Annotated in this window: 16 protein-coding genes; 7 read left to right on the top strand and 9 right to left on the bottom strand. The window is 71.7% G+C overall.

The genetic code is table 11. The features are described 5' to 3' along the window. Positions 1 to 33: 33 nt before the first annotated feature. Positions 34 to 1,302, top strand: coding sequence for a beta-eliminating lyase-related protein (locus tag RCO28_RS35745; protein ID WP_308945535.1), 1,269 nt, complete (start codon positions 34 to 36; stop codon positions 1,300 to 1,302). A 60-nt stretch (positions 1,303 to 1,362) separates the two neighbouring features. Here RCO28_RS35745 and RCO28_RS35750 read toward each other — a convergent pair whose 3' ends face one another. Beyond that, the gene (locus RCO28_RS35750; protein ID WP_308945536.1) at positions 1,363 to 1,575 is read right to left on the bottom strand and encodes a hypothetical protein; all 213 of its coding nucleotides are present in this window, start codon (positions 1,573 to 1,575) and stop codon (positions 1,363 to 1,365) included. 177 nt (positions 1,576 to 1,752) lie between these two features. Here RCO28_RS35750 and RCO28_RS35755 point away from each other — a divergent pair, with 177 nt between their 5' ends. Then, on the top strand, positions 1,753 to 2,859 hold the full coding sequence (locus RCO28_RS35755) for a DUF5937 family protein (RefSeq protein WP_308945537.1): 1,107 nt from the start codon (positions 1,753 to 1,755) through the stop codon (positions 2,857 to 2,859). Positions 2,860 to 2,952: 93 nt separating this feature from the next. Here the strand turns inward: RCO28_RS35755 and RCO28_RS35760 are convergent, their stop codons facing one another. After that, positions 2,953 to 3,618, bottom strand: coding sequence for a response regulator transcription factor (locus RCO28_RS35760; RefSeq protein ID WP_308945538.1), 666 nt, complete (start codon positions 3,616 to 3,618; stop codon positions 2,953 to 2,955). A 51-nt stretch (positions 3,619 to 3,669) separates the two neighbouring features. Next, positions 3,670 to 4,872 (bottom strand): sensor histidine kinase, encoded by a 1,203-nt coding sequence (locus tag RCO28_RS35765; RefSeq protein ID WP_308945539.1) that lies wholly within the window; start codon positions 4,870 to 4,872, stop codon positions 3,670 to 3,672. A gap of 201 nt (positions 4,873 to 5,073) precedes the next feature. Between RCO28_RS35765 and RCO28_RS35770 the strand changes: the two genes are divergently transcribed. Continuing rightward, the gene (locus RCO28_RS35770; RefSeq protein WP_374991314.1) at positions 5,074 to 6,180 is read left to right on the top strand and encodes an SAM-dependent methyltransferase; all 1,107 of its coding nucleotides are present in this window, start codon (positions 5,074 to 5,076) and stop codon (positions 6,178 to 6,180) included. On the opposite strand, the gene RCO28_RS35775 is transcribed toward RCO28_RS35770, so the two are convergent. Further along, a complete protein-coding gene (locus RCO28_RS35775) occupies positions 6,145 to 7,305 on the bottom strand; it encodes an NADH-quinone oxidoreductase subunit D (RefSeq protein WP_308945540.1) in 1,161 nt (386 codons plus the stop codon). The two genes, RCO28_RS35770 and RCO28_RS35775, sit on opposite strands and share 36 nt — an antisense overlap. A 121-nt stretch (positions 7,306 to 7,426) precedes the next feature. Between RCO28_RS35775 and RCO28_RS35780 the strand changes: the two genes are divergently transcribed. Next, positions 7,427 to 7,999 carry a PH domain-containing protein gene (locus tag RCO28_RS35780; RefSeq protein WP_308945541.1) on the top strand — a complete coding sequence of 191 codons (573 nt, stop codon included), beginning with the start codon at positions 7,427 to 7,429 and terminating at the stop codon, positions 7,997 to 7,999. A gap of 5 nt (positions 8,000 to 8,004) precedes the next feature. Continuing rightward, the gene (locus RCO28_RS35785; protein WP_308945565.1) at positions 8,005 to 9,333 is read left to right on the top strand and encodes a PH domain-containing protein; all 1,329 of its coding nucleotides are present in this window, start codon (positions 8,005 to 8,007) and stop codon (positions 9,331 to 9,333) included. 111 nt (positions 9,334 to 9,444) lie between these two features. Here RCO28_RS35785 and RCO28_RS35790 read toward each other — a convergent pair whose 3' ends face one another. The 4 genes from RCO28_RS35790 to RCO28_RS35805 all read right to left on the bottom strand — a co-directional run bounded on the left by RCO28_RS35790 (position 9,445) and on the right by RCO28_RS35805 (position 13,297). Next, positions 9,445 to 10,701: a hypothetical protein gene (locus RCO28_RS35790; RefSeq protein WP_308945542.1), complete on the bottom strand. Its 1,257-nt coding sequence runs from the start codon at positions 10,699 to 10,701 to the stop codon at positions 9,445 to 9,447. Between the two features lie 143 nt (positions 10,702 to 10,844). Then, a complete protein-coding gene (locus RCO28_RS35795) occupies positions 10,845 to 11,819 on the bottom strand; it encodes an ABC transporter substrate-binding protein (protein WP_308945543.1) in 975 nt (324 codons plus the stop codon). 90 nt (positions 11,820 to 11,909) lie between these two features. Beyond that, the gene (locus RCO28_RS35800) at positions 11,910 to 12,584 is read right to left on the bottom strand and encodes an ABC transporter permease (protein ID WP_308945544.1); all 675 of its coding nucleotides are present in this window, start codon (positions 12,582 to 12,584) and stop codon (positions 11,910 to 11,912) included. Next, positions 12,581 to 13,297: an ABC transporter permease gene (locus tag RCO28_RS35805; RefSeq protein WP_308945545.1), complete on the bottom strand. Its 717-nt coding sequence runs from the start codon at positions 13,295 to 13,297 to the stop codon at positions 12,581 to 12,583. The genes RCO28_RS35800 and RCO28_RS35805 overlap by 4 nt, the downstream gene beginning before the upstream one ends. Positions 13,298 to 13,488: 191 nt before the next feature. On the opposite strand from RCO28_RS35805, the gene RCO28_RS35810 reads away from it, so the two are divergent. Further along, a complete protein-coding gene (locus RCO28_RS35810; RefSeq protein ID WP_308945546.1) occupies positions 13,489 to 14,652 on the top strand; it encodes a betaine/proline/choline family ABC transporter ATP-binding protein in 1,164 nt (387 codons plus the stop codon). A 54-nt stretch (positions 14,653 to 14,706) separates the two neighbouring features. Here the strand turns inward: RCO28_RS35810 and RCO28_RS35815 are convergent, their stop codons facing one another. After that, positions 14,707 to 15,822, bottom strand: coding sequence for an alpha/beta hydrolase-fold protein (locus RCO28_RS35815; protein ID WP_308945547.1), 1,116 nt, complete (start codon positions 15,820 to 15,822; stop codon positions 14,707 to 14,709). Between the two features lie 390 nt (positions 15,823 to 16,212). Here RCO28_RS35815 and RCO28_RS35820 point away from each other — a divergent pair, with 390 nt between their 5' ends. Next, positions 16,213 to 17,979, top strand: a complete 1,767-nt coding sequence (locus RCO28_RS35820) for a phosphatidylglycerol lysyltransferase domain-containing protein (protein ID WP_308945548.1) — start codon at positions 16,213 to 16,215, stop codon at positions 17,977 to 17,979. Positions 17,980 to 17,982: the final 3 nt, after the last annotated feature.

The raw sequence follows: 17,982 nt of genomic DNA on the forward strand, positions 1-17,982 counted from the left end.
GCCCGTACGAGACGGGTGCGCGACGATCTGTGGATGAGCGACAGCGGGCGGGACCACACGGACGAGCCGTACGAGCCGGATGAGCCTGATGAGCCTGATGAGCCGAAAAAGCAGGACGGGCCCAACGACCCGGACGAGCAGGACGAGCAGGACGAGCCGGACGACCACGACCGCGGCCACGCGCAGAGCGCGCGGGAGCGGTTGCGTACCGCTCTGCGCGGCGCCCGGCGGACACTCGCGCGCCCCGCGATCGACGCGACGGTCGGCGAGCGGCTGACCCGGCTCGCGGCGGACGCGGGCGAGGTGTACGACCTCGGCGAACCGGCCGACATGTACGGGAACGGGGTCGTCGCCGAGCTCGAAGGCCGGGTCGCCGAGCTGCTCGGCGCGGAGGACGCCGCGTTCTTCCCGACCGGCACGATGGCGCAGCAGGTGGCGCTGCGCTGCTGGGCGGGCCGCACCGGCAACGCCACGGTGGCCCTGCACCCGCTGTCCCACCCCGAGCGGCACGAACGCGGGGCGTTCCCCGTCGTCAGCGGTCTGCGCACGGTGCATCCGACGAGCGAGCGGCGCCTTCCGACCGCCGAGGAAGTGCGGGACCTCGACGAACCGTTCGGGGCGCTGATGCTCGAACTGCCCCTGCGGGACGCGGGTTTCGCGCTGCCCTCCTGGGAGGAGCTGGTCGAGGTCGTCGAGGCGGCGCGTGAACGGGACGCAGTCGTGCACTTCGACGGGGCCCGGCTGTGGGAGTGCACGACGCACTTCGGCCGCCCCCTTGAGGAGATCGCGCAGCTCGCGGACAGCGTGTACGTGTCGTTCTACAAGTCGCTCGGCGGGCTCGGGGGCGCTGCCCTCGTGGGACCCGGCTCCTTCGTGGCGGAGGCCCGCGCCTGGCGCCACCGCTACGGCGGCCAGGTGTTCCAGCAGTTCCCCACGGCCCTGTCCGCGCTGCTCGGCCTGACCCGCGAACTGCCGCGCCTGCCCTCGTACGTCGCGCACGCGCGCGTGGTGGCGGATGCGCTGCGCGCCGGATTCGTGGAGGCGGGGGTGCCGTGGTTCCAGGTGCACCCCGAGGTGCCTCATACGCACCAGTTCCAGGTCTGGCTGCCGTACGACGCGGACGTGCTCACCACCGCGGCCGCCGAGCAGGCCGAGGAGACGGGGAACGCGCTGTTCCGCCCGTGGTTCGCGGAAGGCCCGCCCGGGCTGTCCGTGACCGAGGTGACGGTGGCGGGCCCGGGTCTGGAGTGGACGGCGGAGGACGTACGGAAGGGGGTGCGGGATTTCGTACGGCGGCTCTGAGCCTCTTCGTTACGGAACCCTCGGTTCAGTGCGCCACCCCGGCTTTACGGAACCCTCGGCTCAGTGCGCCGCCCCGCCCACCCCGAACAGGCGGGACAGGGCCAGACGCAGGCGGCCGCGGGCCGGGCGTTCGTGCGCCACGGCCTCGGAGCGGCGGTGGTCGCGCAGTTCGCGCACCACGTGCCAGTCGTGGCGGCCGGGGGCCGGCGGCTGCGGAGTGCCGTGCTGGGCGGCGCGGTAGGAGTCGAGCAGGTACTGCTGGGTGATGCTCATGACAGGTCGCCTCTCGGGATGCTGCGCACAGAGTTCGGGTGGAGGAGAGGGCCCCGCGGAAAGCCCGGATCTTGTCGACGGCTCCAGAGTGGTCGGGCCGGGCGCGGCTGTCGCGTCGATTGACGGGAGCCGTCAATCGACCGGGGCGTTGTCAGACCCGGCGTGCACCATGGGGACATGAGCGTGACCATCGACATCGCCGGCCTCCCGCCGGAGCGGATCTCCGTCGTGCCGTCTCCCCTCGCGGAGCTGGGCATGGCGCTGCACGCGCTGAGCGAACCGGGCCACCACCCGGGCCTGCAGGGCTGGGTCACCGCCGTCTCGGCAAGCCTTGACGCATGTCTCGCCGACCGGCTGTGCGAGGCGGACTTCCTGTGGCGTACGACGTTCTCGGACGTCTTCGCCCCCTTCGCCGGGATACCGGGCGGCAGGTCGCTGCCAGGCAGCACGCTCGCCGCCGAGCTGGACCTGCTCGACACGTTGAGCGACGAGACGTTCGTCGACATCGCCCTGGAGTTCACCTGCCAGCTGACGTACGACACGGTGACGCCGGACCCGTTGAACGACGCTGCGGTGCGTAAGCGGGCCCTCGATCTCGCGGCGACGCGCGGCGTGCACCAAGTCCGTTTCACCAAGCGCCTGTTGGACGACCCGCCACAGATCCGGACCTGGTTCCGGCAGTTGATGGAGGACTGCGAGGAGGCGTTCTTCGCGGACATCTGGGGACGCCTCGAGCACCAGCTGGCGGCCGACGCCCGGCACAAGACGGAACTGCTGCGCCACAAGGGCCTCAAGGAGACGCTGAGCGCGGTGTCGGCGGCGGTCTCGCTGGAAGAGCGGGCCGAGCGCATCACCGTGGACAAGCTGTCCGAGGGGCGTACGGCGACGGGGGACGGCGGCCTGGTCCTGGTGCCCACCAGCCTGGGCTGGCCGCACCTGTTCGTGCTGCACCGGTACGGGTGGCAGCCCGCCATCACGTACCCCGTGGGCGCCCCGCGCCCCAGCACACCGGCCTCCGTCGAGGAGCTGACGCGCCGCATGGAGGCGCTGGCCCACCCGGTGCGGATGCGGCTCTGCCGTCACCTGGCGCGCGGCGCGTACACGACCAGCGAGCTGGTGGACGCGCACGGCATGACGGCGCCGGAGATCTCCCGGCATCTCACCGTCCTGAAGAAGGCCGGGCTGCTCACGGCGCGTCGGCGCGGCCGCTACGTCCTGCATCAGCTGGACCTGACCGCGGTCGCGCGGCTCGGCAGCGATTTCATCGAGGGGGTGCTGCGGTAGGGGGCCGCTTGTTCCCGGCACGTTTGCGCACCGTCGGCTCGGATGCCGTCCATCGCGCTCCGCGCTCGTCCTCAAGCGCCGGACGGGCTGAATTCATCCGCCCGCCCGCACCAGCCCCGTCTCGTACGCGAGGACCACGACCTGGACGCGGTCGCGTAGGGCGAGTTTGGTGAGGATGCGCCCCACGTGGGTCTTCACCGTGGCCTCGGAGAGGACCAGGCGGGCGGCGATCTCGCCGTTCGAGAGGCCCTGGGCGACCAGGACCATCACCTCGCGCTCGCGGTCGGTGAGCCGCTCCAGCTCCTTGTGCTGCGGTTCCCCGCCGGTCTGCGGCAGCATCGGCGCGAACCGGTCGAGCAGGCGCCGGGTCGTCGAGGGCGCGACGACCGCGTCGCCGCTGTGCACGGAGCGGATGGCACCGAGGAGTTCGCCGGGCGGCACGTCCTTGAGCAGGAAGCCGGAGGCGCCGGCCTTCAGCCCGGAGAAGGCGTACTCGTCCAGGTCGAACGTGGTCAGGATCAGCACCTTCGGCGGGTTCGGCGCCGAGCAGATGCGCGCCGTGGCCTCCACACCGTCGAGGCGCGGCATCCGTACGTCCATGAGCACCACGTCGACCGCCGTCGAGCGCAGCACCTCCAGGGCCTCGGCGCCGTCACCGGCCTCCGCGACGACCTCCATGTCCGGCTGGGCGGCGAGCACCATGCGGAACCCGGTGCGCAGCAGCACCTGGTCGTCGACGAGCATCACGCGGATCGGCATTTCCGGTTCCCTCCAAGGGCACGGCGAGTGGCTGACAGGTGTCAGCGGGCGTCAATGGGCGGGTTTGAGCGGCAGCAGGGCACTGATCCGGAACCCGCCGCCGGGCCGCGGCCCCGCGTCCAGGGTGCCGCCGACCATACCGACGCGCTCCCGCATCCCGATGAGTCCGTGGCCGCGGCCGTCCGCGCCCCCGTCCTCGTACAGCTCGTGCGGGGCGCCCTGGCCGTCGTCCTCGACGAGCAGGCCGAGCCCGTCGTCGAAGTAGACGATCCGGACGCTGGCCCCGGCGTTGTCGCCGCCGTGCTTGCGCGTGTTGGTGAGCGCCTCCTGCACGATGCGGTACGCGGTCAGCTCGACGCCGCTGGGCAGCGGGCGCGGGGTGCCCTCGATCTTGAAGTCGACGGTGAGGCCGGAGCCGCGGACCTGCTCGACCAGCTCGTCGATCTGCCGGACGTCGGGCTGCGGGACGTACTCGCCGCTCTCCTGCTGCTCCCCGGTGCGCAGCACGCCGAGCAGCCGGCGCATCTCGGCGAGCGCCTGCCGACCCGTGCCGGAGATCGTCTCCAGGGCCTTCCTGGCCTGGTCGGGCGCGGTGTCCATGACGTACGCGGCGCCGTCCGCCTGCACCACCATGACCGAGACGTTGTGCGCGACCACGTCGTGCAGCTCGCGGGCGATCCGGGCGCGCTCGGCCGCGACGGCGACCTTGGCCTGCGCCTCGCGCTCCTGCTCGAGCCGGGTCGCGCGCTCCTCGAGCTGGGCGAAGTACGCGCGTCGGGTGCGGATCGAGTCGCCGAGGGTCCAGGCGAGCGCGAACGGCACCATCGTGAAGCCCGCGATGAGGATGTTGCCCCCGACGCCGCTGTACTCGTTCGGCCAGGCGAGCTGCGAGATCGGCGCCGCGCAGAGCCCGCCGACGAGCGCGAACCGCCGCGCCCAGTCCGCCCCTTCGGCCGCCACGGTGTAGATCAGCACCAGCATCGCGAAGTCCGCGGGCAGCACGCTCACGTCGGTGACCAGCTGGACGACGCCGACCCCGGCGCTGAGCAGCAGCATCTTCTCCGGCCACTTGCGGCGCAGCGCCACGGCGAGGCTCAGGAGGAGGGAGACCGCGACGGCGGGGATCTCCGGAATGCGCCCCTGGCCGTTGCCCTGCGACGCAAGGCCCACGAACGCCACCATCAGGAGCACGACAGCCCAGAAGGTGTCGACGCCCGTGGGGTGTCTGCGGAGGAATTCATAGAGGCGCTGCACATAACCCAGCGTAGGTACGCGCCACTCGTGCGGGGGTCAACCGCAGGTTCGATCCCGTACGACACCTCGTACTCCCCAAGGTGGAGGCGCATAGCCTTGGCGTCTCGACGGGGAGTCGTGAACAGGTGAGGGAGTCGTGAACGGGCGAGGGAATCATGAACAGGCGAGGGAGTTGTGAACGGGTGAGGGAGTCGTGAACGGGTGAGCAGGACGGGGTGCGGTGTGGCGGGTGGTGCGGGCGAGGTCGCCGGTACTGGTGCGTCGTGGCCGCGCGGCTGGCGCGAGGCCGCCGAGGACGCGCTGTACGGGCGGCCGGACGGCTTCTATCTGCGGCCCGAGGGGCCCGCGGGCCACTTCCGTACGTCCGTGCACGCCTCGCCGCTCTTCGCCGAGGCCGTGGCGCGGCTGCTGTGCCGGGTCGACGCCGCGCTCGGCGGCCCGGCGGAGCTCGCGTTCGTCGACGTCGGCGCCGGGCGGGGCGAGCTGACGGCCGGGGTGCTGCGCGCGCTGCCCGCGGAGGTGGCGGCGCGCGTGCGGGCGTACGCGGTGGAGCGCGCGCCCCGTCCTGAAGGCTTCGACGACCCCCGCATCGTGTGGACGGCCCAAGTGCCGTACGGCGTCAGCGGGTTGCTGTTCGCCAACGAGTGGCTGGACAACGTGCCCGTGGACGTCGTCGAGGTCGACGCCGACGGGGCGGCGCGCCTGGTGCTCGTCGACGCGGACGGCACCGAGACCCTCGGGCCCGAGCCGTCCGGCGCGGACGCCCAGTGGCTGGAGCGCTGGTGGCCACTGCGGCCAGCAGAACACGAACGGCGCGCGGAGCCCGGACTGCGCGCAGCACCCGGACTGCGCGCGGAACCCGGCGGTCCGCGCGACGCGGCCTGGGCGGCGGCCGTCGGCGCTCTGGAGCGGGGCCTCGCGGTGGCCGTCGACTACCACCACACGCGCGGGAAGCGGCCCGAGTTCGGCACGCTGACCGGGTTCCGCGAGGGCCGCGAGTGCCGGCCCGTGCCCGACGGCTCCTGCGACCTGACCGCCCATGTGGCGCTCGACGCCTGCGCGCTGCCCGGCGCGAAGCTGACCGACCAGCGCACCGCGCTCACCGCACTCGGCGTCTCGGGCGCCCGGCCCCCGCTGGTCCTGGCGAGCACCGACCCGACCGCGTACGTCCATGCCCTCGCGCACGCGGGCGAGGCCGCCGAGCTCACCGCACAGGGCGGGCTCGGCGACTTCGGCTGGCTGCTCCAGGCCGTGGACGTACCCCTGCGGGCGCTACTTGTCGATGTCGCCGACGACGAAGAACAGTGAGCCCAGAATCGCCACCATGTCGGCGACGAGCGTCCCGGGCAGCAGCTCGGTCAGCGCCTGGATGTTGTTGTACGAGGCGGAGCGCAGCTTGAGGCGGTACGGGGTCTTCTCGCCCTTGGACACCAGGTAGTAGCCGTTGATGCCGAGCGGGTTCTCCGTCCAGGCGTACGTGTGCCCCTCGGGCGCCTTGAGGACCTTCGGCAGGCGCTGGTTGATGGGGCCCGGCTCGAGCTCCGCGATCCGGTCGAGGCAGGCGTCGGCGAGGTCGAGGGCGATGTGCGTCTGCTCCAGGAGGACCTCGAAGCGGGCCAGGCAGTCGCCCTCCTGCCGCGTCACCACCTTCAGCTCCCGCTGCAGCTCCCCGTACGCGAGATACGGCTCGTCCCTGCGCAGGTCGAAGTCGACCCCGGAGGCGCGGGCGATCGGTCCGCTCACCCCGTACGCGTGCACCGCCTCGGGGGTCAGGACGCCGACGCCGCGGGTGCGGCCGCGGAAGATCTCGTTGCCGAGGACCAGGCGGTCGTAGACGTCCATCCGCGAGCGGACCGAGGCAACCCCCTGGCGGGCGCGCGACGTCCAACCGAGCGGAAGGTCCTCCTTGAGGCCGCCGACGCGGTTGAACATGTAGTGCATCCGGCCGCCGGAGACCTCCTCCATGACGTTCTGGAGCTCCTCCCGCTCCCGGAAGGCGTGGAAGACGGGGGTGATTCCACCCAGTTCGAGCGGGTACGAACCAAGGAACATCAGATGGTTGAGGACGCGGTTCAGCTCCGCGAGCAGCGTGCGCGTCCACACCGCGCGTTCGGGCACCTCCATGCCGAGCATCCGCTCGACGGCGAGGACCACGCCCAGCTCGTTCGAGAAGGCGGAGAGCCAGTCGTGGCGGTTGGCCAGCATCACGATCTGCCGGTAGTCCCGCGCTTCGAAGAGCTTCTCGGCGCCGCGGTGCATATAGCCGATCACCGGCTCGGCGTGCTGGATGCGCTCGCCGTCGAGCACCAGGCGCAGGCGCAGGACGCCATGGGTGGACGGGTGCTGGGGGCCGATGTTGAGCACCATGTCGGTGCTCTCGGCGGCTCCGCCGACACCGACAGTCCTGATCTGCGGATCCGTCTTCGGGCTCATGGCACACAGTCTCTCGTACGGGACCGACATCGATCGAGACGGGGACCGGTGCGCGTGCGACGACAGGCAGGAAACGGGCAGGGATGAGGGGAGCTTCGATGAGCTCGGGACGGAGACCGGCATGACGCAGGAGCCCGGCGACGGGTACGGGACGGCGGAGAGCGGCGACGGGTCCGGGTACGGGACGGCGGAGAGCGCGGCGGCCGCGCCTCCACGAGAAACGGCGGGCCCCGAGCCCGTCTGGCGGAGCCTGCCGCAGTCCATGCTCACGCTGCGCCGCCTCCTTCTCGTGGTGTGGATGGTGCCGCTGGCCGTGGCCGCCGGACTGCTCCTCGGACTGCTCGTGGGCCCGGTCTGGGCGGCCTTCGCCGCGCTGCCGCTCGCGCTGCTGCTGTGGGGGTGGCCGCTGCTCGGCCGCAACTGGCGGTCCTGGCGGTACGCGGAGCGCGCCGACGACCTGCTCATCCAGCGCGGGGTGCTGTGGCGCGAGGAGACCGTCGTCCCGTACGGCCGGATGCAGCTCGTCGAGGTCGAATCGGGGCCGCTGCAGCGGAAGTTCGGCCTTGCGAGCCTGCAACTGCACACCGCCGCCGCCGCGACCGACGCGACCATCCCGGGACTCGACCCGCGCGAGGCCGAACGCCTCCGCGACCGGCTCACCGAGCTGGGCGAGGCACGATCGGCGGGCCTGTGAAGCCCATGGACGCGGCAGCGGCGGCAGCTCCCGACGGGGGCGTGCGGGAGCGGCGGCTGCACCCCGTCACGCCCTTGCGCCGCGCCTGGGCGCCCGTCGCGGTCGGGGCGGGCTGGGCGGTGCACGATCCGGACGGCGCGTACCGGCAGGTCACGGACCTGGCCGTATGGGTGCTGCTGCTCGCCGGTGGCGGCCTGGTCATCGCGGCCGCCCTGTACGGCTTCCTCAGCTGGTGGTTCACGCACTTCGCGGTGACCGACACGGAGCTGCGCATCCGCACCGGCCTGCTCTTCCGGCGCACGGCCCACATCCGCCTCGACCGGCTGCAGGCCGTCGACGTCAACCAGCCGCTGCTCGCTCGCATCGCCGGCGTCGCCAAGCTGAAGATGGACGTCATCGGCACCGACTCCAAGGACGAGCTGGCCTACCTGAGCGAGAAGGACGCCGCCGCGCTGCGGGCCGAACTCCTCGCCCGCGCGGCCGGGTTCGCGCCCGAGACGGCCCAGGACGTCGGTGAGGCACCGGTCGCGAACCTCGTCCACGTACCGCCGAAACAGCTCGCCGTCTCCCTGCTCCTGACCGGTTCGACCTGGGTGCTGCTCATCGCCGCGCTCGCCGTGCCGCCGGTGCTCTGGCTGACCACGCACAGCCCCGGCCTGGTGATCGGCACCGGCCTGCCCCTGCTCGGCGCCGCGGGCGCGAGCAGCGTGGGGAAGTTCGTGAAGGAGTACGACTGGCGGGTCGGCGAATCCCCGGACGGGCTGCGGCTCGACCACGGGCTGCTCGACAAGGAGCACGAGACGGTGCCGCCCGGCCGGGTCCAGACCGTACGGATCGTGGAGCCGCTGCTGTGGCGGCGGCGCGGCTGGGTGCGGGTGGAGCTGGACGTCGCCGGGTCGTCGAACAGCGTGCTCGTGCCGGTCGCGCCGCGCGAGCTGGCGGTCGCGGTGGTCGCCCGGATCCTGCCGGGGGTGACGGTGCCCGAGGCGGAGGCGCTGTCCCGGCCGCCCGAGCGCTCGAAGTGGTGCGTGCCGGTGTGGTGGCGCGGCCACGGACTCGCGGTCACGGACGCGGTGTTCACCACCCGGCACGGGCTGCTCAAGCGCACGCTCACCCTCGTCCCGCACGCGAAGGTGCAGAGCGTACGGCTCACTCAGGGGCCGTGGGAGCGCCGTAACGGTGTGGCCGACGTCCATGTGGAGACCGGCGCCAACACCACCGTCGCCGCCCGTCTCCGGGACGCGGCGGAGGCCGAACTCCTGCTCCAGGCCCAGGCGGACCGCTCACGCACGGGGCGCAGGACGGCTCGGCCGGATCGGTGGATGGCTACGTAGGTGCCGGTACGTGCGAGGGGCTCTGTACGTACGAAGGGGGCCACGGTCGTCCGACCGTGGCCCCCTTCGTGCGTACCGGGTGATGTGCTCGTGCGGGTGCGGACCGGCCGCCTACGAGATCGCGCTGCGCAGATCCGCCACGTCGAGCTGTTCCGTGTCGTCGTGCGCGGTCAGGTCGATGACCTCGCCGACGGCCGGGGCATCGGCGTCCGCGGCGGTGAACTCGGTTTCGGGGGCGGTCACTTCGGCCTCCGCGGGCTCGGTTCGCTTCGCGGCCTGCGCCTCGGCCCGGTGCAGGGCGAGGGCCTCCTCGCCCACCACGTCCGCGAGGTCGTTGTTCTCGATCGCCCTGACCTCGTCCCGTACGGCCTGCTTGCTCTGATCGGCGTGACCGCTCTGTTCAGCCTGACCGCTCTGTTCGGCCTGACGGCTCTCTTCGGCCTGACCGCTCTCTTCGGCCTGCGGGCCCGGCGTGGCCTGCGTGCCCGGTGTGGCCTGCGTGCCGAAGAAGTCGAAGCCGCCGATGGTGCGCCGCACCGGGGTGTACGGGACGACCGCCGCCGCGGCCGCGGCGGGTACGGGGTAGTGACGCGGAGCCGGGGGCGCGGCGGCCGTACGCAGATGTGCGCCGACCGCCCCGGACTTCCCCTGGGCCGCCTCCGCCCCCTCACGGACCCGCTCGACCGCCGCGTCCCGCCCGGCCCGCGCTCCGCCGCGTGCCAGGTGGTCGAGCGCGGCGTTGGCCTGGCGGTAGAGCGCGGGGCTCGGGACGCGGGTGGCCGAGGTCCTGACGCCACTGCGGGCGGCGTTGCTGCCGGTGCTGGTGCCCATGCCGGTGCTGAGGCCGGTGCCGGTGCCGGTGCTGAGGCCCGTGCCGGTGCCGGTGCCCGCGGGCAGCGCCCTCGCGGGCGCGGACGCCTCGATCGCGAGGCGCCTGCGGCCCTCAAGCGCGCTGGCCCGCTCCGTCTCCGCCGTGGCGTACCGGCGCAGCAGGGCCGCGTGTTCGGACCGCAGGGCGGCCAGCTCGGTGCGCTTGGAACGGAGTTTGGCCTCCAGCTTGGTGCGCAGCTCGCGCGACTCCTCGAGGTCGGACTCCAGCTCGGCGGTGCGCTCCTCGTGCTTCCACTCGTCGCTCGCTCTGGCCCGGGTCAGTTCCGCGACGCGCTTGCCGGCGAGCCGGTCCCATCGGCGCATGACGACCGAGCCGACGACGGCCGCTGCAGCGGCGGCGCCGACCAGGCCGCGGAGCACCACGGGTTCCGCGACCAGCCAAGCTGCGGCGGCGCAGACCAGCGAGACACCGGCGACCGTCGAGGGGGGAAGCAGCCTGTGCAGGGGTGGGGAATGGCGGTGACGTCCACGTGGCATGGCCAGAAACTTACCGCGCGTGCACGACGGGCGAACCCCCGCCCGGGAATCTGTTCCCTTGTGGTTACGTACGCACCATTCGGTTCAAACAGCAACCACCGGTAACCCGCTCCCGTTCCCCGCCAGTTGAGGCGAACTCAAGATCATTTCTTGAGCAGGCCCTTTGCCTCCAGGTACTCCTTCGCCGCGTCGGCCTCCTTCACGCGCTCCGCGTCGACCTTGCGGTTGAGTTCCACGAGGTCCTGCGTCGTCAGCGTCTCGGTGAGCTTCGCGAGCGCGTCCGCTATCGCCTTGTCGCCCGCCTCCTCGGCGTTCACCACGGGAAGGATGTTGTCGGCGTTCTGCAGCTTCTTGTCGTCCTTCAGCAGGACCAGGTCGAAGTTCTCCAGCGTGGCGTCCGTCGTGGTGGTCAGGACCAGCTGGTCCTCCCCGTCCTTGACGGCCTGCTTGGCCTGCGGCGTGCCGACGCCCTTGGGGTCGACTCCCGTCACGTCTATGCCGTACGTCTTCTTCAACCCCGGTGCGCAGAACGGCCGGACCTCGCATTCGTCACCGGCCGCGATCTTCACCTTCACCTTCGCGCGGCCCAGGTCTGAAAGCGTCTTGAGCTTGTTCTTCTGCGCGTATTCCTTGCTGACCGCGAAGGCGTTCTGGTCCACCGCGGCCCCGGCGGGAAGCACCTTCAGGCCGCGCGGTTCGGCGAGCTTCTCCAGAGCGGCCACGGTGTCTTCCACATCGCTCGACGCGATGGGCTTCGCCTTCGGGCCGTTCTTCTCGGTGTTCAGGAATTCAGCGAGCGTCGCGGCGTATTCCGGGACGACGTCGATGTCGCCCTTCTCCAGGGACGGTTCGTAAAGCTCGCGGTTCTCCACCGTCTTGATCGACGTGCTGTATCCCGCGTCTTTCAGCACCTGGGCGTAGAGCTCGGCGAGGACCTTCGACTCGGTGAATCCGGCCGAACCCACCACCAGCGAGCCCTTCTTGCCGGCGCCGCCCTCGCCGCCCGCGCCCTTGTCCTCCTCCAGGCTCTTGCCGCCGCAGGCGGTGAGCCCCGCGGCCAGGCCGACCACGGCCACCGTCGCCGCCGCCCTGCGGATGCCCTGCGCGAAGTGCTTCATGGGGAATCACCAATCAATGTCGTCATGGCCGTTGCCGTACACAAGTCAGCTGCCGTCACAAGTCAGCTGCCGTACGAGAAATCAGTCGTCCTACGGGAGCGCTCTGCCCCGCATCGGGTCGAGCACCTTGCCGAGGGCCACGAGGACCCCTTCCACAAGCAGCGCGAGTGCCGCCACCAGGACCGCGCCCGCCACCACCTGCGCGGTGTCCTGGAGGTTGAACCCGGCCGTGATGATCCGGCCGAGGCCACCCTCCCCGGCCATCGCGGCGAGCGTCGCCGTGGCGACCACCTGGACCGCCGCCGAGCGCAGCCCCGTCATGATCAGCGGGTAGGCCAGCGGGAGTTCCACCCTCAGGAACAGCTGGCGCCCGCTCATCCCCATGCCCCGCGCGGCCTCCACCACCGCCCGGTCGACCTCGCGCATCCCGATGTACGCGTTGGTCAGCAGCGGCGGCACCGCGAACAGCACCAGGGCGATCAGCGTCGGCAGGTCGCCGTACCGGCCGAGCGGGGTGAGCGTCAGCAGCACGAGCACCGCGAGCGTCGGCACCGCGCGGCCCACGTTGGAGATGTTGACCGCGAGCGCACCGCCCTTGCCGAGGTGGCCGAGCCACAGGGCGAGGGGCAGCGCGATCAGGCAGGCGACGGCCAGGCACGTGCCGCTGAAGTACAGGTGCTCGGCGAGGCGGTGCCCTATCCCCTTCTCCCCCTGCCAGTTGGCGGCGGTGGTGAGCCAGGTGAAGGCCTCCGACAGCACGTTCATGCGGGCTCGACCACCTTTGCCGTACGGGTGCCGGGCACGCGCCCCGACCGTATGCGCGTCCAGGGCGTGAGCCACCGCTGCAGGGCGAGCAGCAGCAGGTCGGCGACGACGGCGAGGAGCACACAGAGCACCGAGGCGGTGAGCACCTGCGCCTTGAAGTCGCTGCGCAGGCCGGACATGATCAGGCCGCCCAGACCGCCGTAGTCCACGATGGCGCCGACCGTGGTCAGGGCGACCGTCGCGACCGTGGCTATCCGCACACCCGCGAGCAACGCCGGGAGCGCCAGCGGGAGTTCGACCTCCCACAGCTGCCGCACCGGCCCGTACCCCATCCCGCGCGCGGCCTCGCGGGCCTCCTCCGGGACGGCTTCCAGCCCCGCCAGGATGTTCCGCACGAGGACCGTCAAGGAATAGAGGACGAGACCCGTCACGACCAGGGCCGCCGAGAGCCCGAACAGCGGGAGCAGCAGCGAGAACATCGCGAGCGAAGGCACCGAGTAGAGCGCCGTGGTGAGGCCGAGCACCGGGCCCGCGAACGCCTTGCTGCGGCGCGCGAGCAGGGCGAGCGGCAGGGCGACGGCGAGCCCTATGAGGATCGAGGCGGCCGTGATGCCCACGTGTTGAACCGTGGCGTCGATCAACTCCTGGCTGCGCGTGCGGACATACTCCGCGCACACCCAGTCGTTCTCGACCAGGCAGTTCTGTCCGTCCACCCGGCCCCACCTCCCCCGCAACCCCGACGGAACTCCGCCCCGAACCCCTGCCCCGAGCGTGTGAATCCCCGAACATCCGTCTGCCGCAAACTGTTCTGTCGGCGACCCTAAACCCCAGCACTGACAATCGCCGAGAGTCGTAGTTCTGCCGCAACATGAGGTTCACAGAACGCCCACCACAATGGGGAGCCATGATCCGGTTCGAGCACGTCACCAAGCGGTACGCGGACGGCACCACGGCCGTGGACGACCTGTCGTTCGAGGTCGCGGGCGGTGAACTCGTCACGCTCGTGGGCCCGTCGGGCTGCGGCAAGACCACGACGATGAAGATGGTGAACCGGCTGATCGAGCCCACCTCGGGCCGGATCCTGCTCGACGGCGAGGACATATCCGGCGTCGACCCGGTCGAGCTGCGCCGCCGCATCGGCTATGTCATCCAGCAGGTCGGCCTGTTCCCGCACAAGACGGTCCTGGACAACACCGCGACCGTCCCGCACCTCCTCGGCGTCAAGCGCGCCAAGGCCCGCGAGCGGGCCGCCGAGCTCCTCGAACTCGTCGGCCTCGACCCCTCGGTGCACGGCGCGCGCTACCCGGAGCAGCTCTCCGGCGGCCAGCGCCAGCGCGTCGGCGTGGCCCGCGCGCTTGCCGCCGACCCGCCGGTGCTCCTGATGGACGAGCCGTTCGGAGCGGTCGACCCGGTGGTCCGCGAGCATCTGCAGAACGAGTTCCTGAAGCTCCAGGCCGCCGTACGCAAGACGGTGCTGTTCGTCACGCACGACATCGAGGAGGCCGTACGCCTCGGCGACCGCATCGCCGTCTACGGCTCAGGAAGCATCGAGCAGTACGACGCCCCGGCCGCCGTCCTCGGTGCTCCCGCCACTCCATACGTCGCCGAATTCGTGGGCGCCGACCGGGGGTTGAAGCGTCTCTCGGTCACGCCGATCGAGGAGGGCGACCTGCAGCAGCCCCCGGTCGTACGGCTCGACGACCCCCTCGACCGCGCCGCCGAGCAGCTGCGCGGTGAGGGCGCCCACTGGGCCGTCGTCCTGGACGCGGAGGGCAACCTGCACGGCTGGATCTCCGCCGAGCACACCGGCAGCAAGGGCACGGTGCGCGATCAGGCCCGCCGGATGGAGGCCTGGCTGCCCGTCGGCGCGTCCCTGAAGCAGGCGTTCGCCACGATGCTGCAGCACGACGCGGGCTGGATCGCCGTCATCGACGAGGACTCCGCGGGCCGCTTCCTCGGCGTCCTGACCCCCGCGACCCTGCACGAGGCCCTGCGCCGCTCGACCACGGCGGACGCCCGGGACATCTCCCGCGCGGAGGTCGATCTGGAGACGGTCACGGTCCGCTGAGCCTGCCCTCCCAGGTTGAGCCGCCGCCAAAAACCGACTCCCCTAAGGGAAGCGTCACTTGACCGAAAGCCGCTCACTCATCCACACCAGCGCCGGCGGAATCTCCCGCCGCCACGTGTTGAAGTTGTGGCCGCCGCTGTCGAGGATGATCGAGAACATCCGCGTGGGCGCCCGGCCCTTGTCCAGGAACCTCTCGGTGTCGGCGTAGTTCCCCTCCCCCTGCTTGCTGCTGGTCGCCAGCAGGGAGACCTCCGGGGGCGGCCGGTGGTCGAGCAGCCACATCAGGTCGGACTCCCGCTCGACCCGCTTGTCGCCCTGGAAGAGGTCGCCCGTGGTGGCGTCGATGGGCGCCTGGTAGTTGGCGGAGAGCCCCGCTCCGGCGGCGAACCGGTCCGGGTGCTTCTGAGCGATCTTCAACGCGCAGTAGCCACCGGTGGAGTTGCCGATGACGCCCCAGCTGCCCGGTTCCTCACCGACCCGGTAGTGGCCGGCGACCGCGGCGGGCAGGTCCTTCGCGAAGAACGTCTCGGTCTGCGGTCCGTGCGGCACGTCCACGCACTCGGTGTCGCGCGGCGGCACCACGGTCGGCCGCAGCATGACCAGGATCATCGGCTGCATCTTCCCGCGCTTGGCCTGGTTGTGCGCGGTGGCCGGGTAGCGCAGGCCGTTGAGCAGGTTCTCGGCGGTGCCCGGGTACCCGGTGATCACGATCGCCGTGGGGAACGTACGCCGCTTGTCCTCGAAGTACTCCGGCGGCAGGTAGACGTACGCGGGCGACCTTATGCCGGACCGCTCACCGGTCACCTCCACGCGCTGGATCTGGCCACCCACGGTGGGCGTGGAGCCGCCCGCCACCCCGTTCACCGGCTGGGTGCCGAGCACCTTGAGGGCGCGGTTCGCGCCGCCCGCGCCGTGCTCCACGACCACGCCCATCTCCTGCTCCTGGCCGAAGAGGTCGGCCCAGGACGCGTAGAACTCGAAGGACCGGTTGGCGGCCAGGCCGAACGTCGCGAAGAGCATCAACTGCGTTGCCCCGAGCGCCAGTACACGTCCGAGCACCGCGCGCCGGTTGCGCCCCGCCAGCTTCGGCCAGAGCCGGACCGTGCCGAAGAACAGCAGCACGGCCAGCAGGGCGGCCGAGGCAAGGACGAGGTTGCTCTTGAGACCCATGGGGTGTTCCTGCCTGCGCTTTCTCCGGGCGCGGCGCGCCTGCCCGGACTCCGATCCTTCGCGGAAAACCGATTCCCTAACGGAACGGTCTGATCCGGCCTCGGTGCCGGATTTCCGGTCCCCTGCACCGGTTTTCCCGGGCGGAGAGTGAACCCGTCTCCCGGAAGCGCCGTCCTAGAGGGCGCAATTTGTCCGGCGTAACCGCAGAAGCCGGGCTCCAGCTCTCTCGCAGAACTACGGGATGCGATGCCAGTCAGGATAGATGGGGAAATGTCGGGTGGGGTTGCAGTGGCTTCTTCTCGCGGTGCAGAGGCATCCCGCGAGGTAGAGGCATCCCGCGAGGCAGGGGCTGCGCGCGGTGCGGCCGCAGCTCGCAGACTCCGGCGCCTGATGCGCGGCCCGCGCCCCGAGAAGGTGCCGTCCCTGGTCGCCACCGCCTGCACCCTCGTGGGCCTCCTGGACATCGCCGCCGGCGTCTTCCCGCGCTTCCGGCACAGCCGCCTGCACGCCATCGCCGAGGTCCTGCCCGGAGCCCTCGGCCCCTTCGCGGCCGCCCTCGCCCTCAGCGCCGGCGTCCTCCTGCTGCTCCTCGCACACGGCCTCAGGCGCCGCAAGCGGAGGGCCTGGCGGGCGGCCGTGTTCCTGCTCCCGGCGGGCGCAGTGGCCCAGTTCGCGTACCGGCACTCGCTCATCGGCGTGCTGATCGCGGGCCTGCTGCTCGCCCTGCTGCTGCGCCACCGGAGCGAGTTCTCCGCCCTGCCCGACCCGCGCAGCCGCTGGCTCGCGCTCGCCAACTTCTTCCTCATGGGCACGTTCTCGCTCGGCCTCGGCACCCTGATCGTCGCCACCCACCCGCGCAAGGTCGTCGGCGACCCGAGCCTCGCCGACTACCTCACCCATGTCGTGTACGGCCTGTTCGGCGCCGAGGGCCCCCTGGACTACACCGGGCGGACCGGCTGGACGGTCGGCTACTCGCTCGGCGCCCTCGGCATGCTCACCGCCCTCACCACCGTCTACCTGGCCTTCCGCCCCGAACACCCGGCGGCCCGGCTCACCGAGGACGACGAGCAGCGCCTGCGCGAACTCCTCGACCGGCACGGCGCCCGCGACTCCCTCGGCCACTTCGCGCTCCGCCGCGACAAGGGCGTGGTCTTCTCGCCGAGCGGCAAGGCGGCCGTCACGTACCGCGTCGTCTCCGGCGTGATGCTCGCGAGCGGCGACCCGATCGGCGACGTGGAGGCCTGGCCCGGCGCCATCGAGCGGTTCATGGACGAGGCCAGGAAGCACTCCTGGACCCCGGCCGTCATGGGCTGCTCGGAGACCGGCGGCGAGGTCTGGACCCGCGAGACCGGCCTCGACGCCCTCGAACTGGGCGACGAGGCGGTGGTGGACGTGGTGGATTTCTCCTTGGCCGGGCGCGCCATGCGCAACGTGCGCCAGATGGTCAAGCGCATCGAGCGGAATGGCTACGAGACCCGGGTACGGCGCGTACGTGACCTGAGCGAGGGCGAGTTGGAGCGCGTGCGGCGCGCCGCCGAGGACTGGCGGGGCACCGACACCGAGCGCGGCTTCTCCATGGCGCTCGGCCGCATCGGCGACCCCACCGACGGCGACTGCCTGATAGCCACCGCGCACAGACAGACCGAAGTGTCCGGCCCGTACGGCGACTTGAAGGCGATCCTGCACTTCGTGCCCTGGGGCGAGGACGGCGTCTCGCTCGACCTGATGCGCCGTGACCGCGGCGCCGACCCCGGCATGAACGAACTCCTCATCGTGGCCGCCCTGCAGGCGGCGCCGAAACTCGGCATCGCGCGTGTGTCGCTCAACTTCGCGATGTTCCGCTCCGCACTCGCGCGCGGTGAGCGGCTCGGCGCGGGACCGGTGCTCCGCACCTGGCGCGGGCTGCTCGTGTTCCTGTCGCGCTGGTTCCAGATCGAGTCGCTGTACAAGTTCAACGCCAAGTTCCGCCCCCGCTGGGAGCCCCGTTTCGTGGTCTTCCGCAACAACCGGGACCTGCCCCGTATCGGCGTCGCCGCGATGCAGGCCGAGGGCTTCGTCACGCTCGCCCTGCCCGGCTTCCTGCGCCCCGGCTCCCGCCCGCGGCGCCCATGCCCGCACACACCTGCGGCCGCGCCCCAGGACGTAAGGGCGGTCTGAGCA

Origin of the sequence: Streptomyces sp. LHD-70 (assembly GCF_031157275.1) — a bacterium.
In the GTDB taxonomy this organism is placed as follows: Bacteria; Actinomycetota; Actinomycetes; order Streptomycetales; family Streptomycetaceae; genus Streptomyces.